General features: G+C 68.6%; 1 pseudogene. It reads left to right on the plus strand.

Features of this window, described 5'->3' with window-relative positions:
• Positions 1–1,464, plus strand: a pseudogene (locus tag AC1DXV_RS34550) (DUF3418 domain-containing protein); the annotation flags it as partial.

A 1,464-nucleotide genomic window follows, 5' to 3' on the forward strand; every position in this document is an offset into this window, starting at 1 on the left:
GCAGGCGGCCGATGCGGCGCACACGAAGTTCGACGATGACCGCTCCGAGTTCCTCGGCACGCTGTAGCTCTGGAAATGGCTCGAAGACGCGCGCGGCGGCAGCAAGGAGCACAAGCTCTCGCACCGCAAGCAGGAGCAGCTGCTGCGCGACAACTTCGTCTCGCCGCGCCGCGTGCGCGAGTGGCGCGACATCCATTCGCAGCTGCACACCGTGGTGGCCGAGCACGGCTGGCGGCTCAACACGCTGCCGGCCACCTACGACCAGCTGCACCTGGCGATGCTGGCAGGGCTGCTGGGCAACATCGGCCAGAAGAGCGACGAGGACGATTGGTACCTCGGCGCGCGTGGCATCAAGTTCTACAAGCACCCGGGTTCGCACCTCGGCAAGAAGCCGGGACGCTGGATCGTCGCGGCCGAGCTGGTCGAGACGACGCGGCTGTTCGGCCGCGGCATCGCCAACATCGAGCCGCAGTGGCTGCCGGGCATCGCCGGCCACCTGATCAAGACGCAGCTGCTGGAGCCGCACTGGGAGAAGAAGGCGGCCGAGGTGGTCGCGCTGGAGCGGGCGACGCTGTATGGCCTGGTGATCTACAGCAACCGGCGTGTCAATTTCGGGCGCGTGGATGCGGTGGCGGCGCGCGAGATCTTCATCCGCGAGGCGCTGGTGAACGGCGAGTGGGAGACGCGGCTGCCGTTTCTTGCGGCCAATCGCAAGCTGATCGCGCAGGTCGAGGAGCTGGAGCACAAGTCGCGCCGGCAGGACGTGCTGGTCGACGACGAGCTGATCCACGCGTTCTACGACCAGCAGCTGCCGGCCGACGTGTGCAGCGGGCACAGCCTCGAGCGCTGGTACCGCGAGGAGAGCCAGCGCCAGCCGAAGCTGCTGTTCCTGACGCGCGAGGAGCTGATGCGGCACGAGGCGGCGGGCATCACGACCGCGTCGTTCCCGAAGACGCTGCGCATGGGCGGCGTCGACTGCATCGCGAGCTACCTGCACGACCCGGGCGACCCGAAGGACGGTGTCACCGTCACCGTGCCGATCTACGCGCTGAACCAGGTGAGCGACGAGCGCTGCGAATGGCTGGTGCCCGGCATGCTGAAGGACAAGGTGCTGGCGCTGGTGAAGACCTTGCACCAGCGCCCGCGCTCGCGGCTGGTGCCGTTGCCGGACTATGCGCAGGGCTTCGTCGACCAGGTGCACGAGGCGCACGGCTTCGGCACCGGCAGCCTGGTGGACGTGTTGCTGAAGGCGGTGCGCGACAAGACGCAGCTCGACGTGAAGCGCGCCGATTTCAAGCTGGAGCAGCTGTCGCCGCATTTGTTCATGAACTTCCGCGTGGTCGACGAGAACGGCCGGCAGCTGGGGCAGGGGCGCAACCTCGCCAGCCTGAAGGCCGAGCTGGGCGGGCAGGCGCGCTCGGCGTTCCAGGCGCTGGCGGTGCTGCGGCCGGCGGTGGCCGCGGC

It is taken from the genome of Rhizobacter sp. P3_C12, assembly GCF_056402735.1.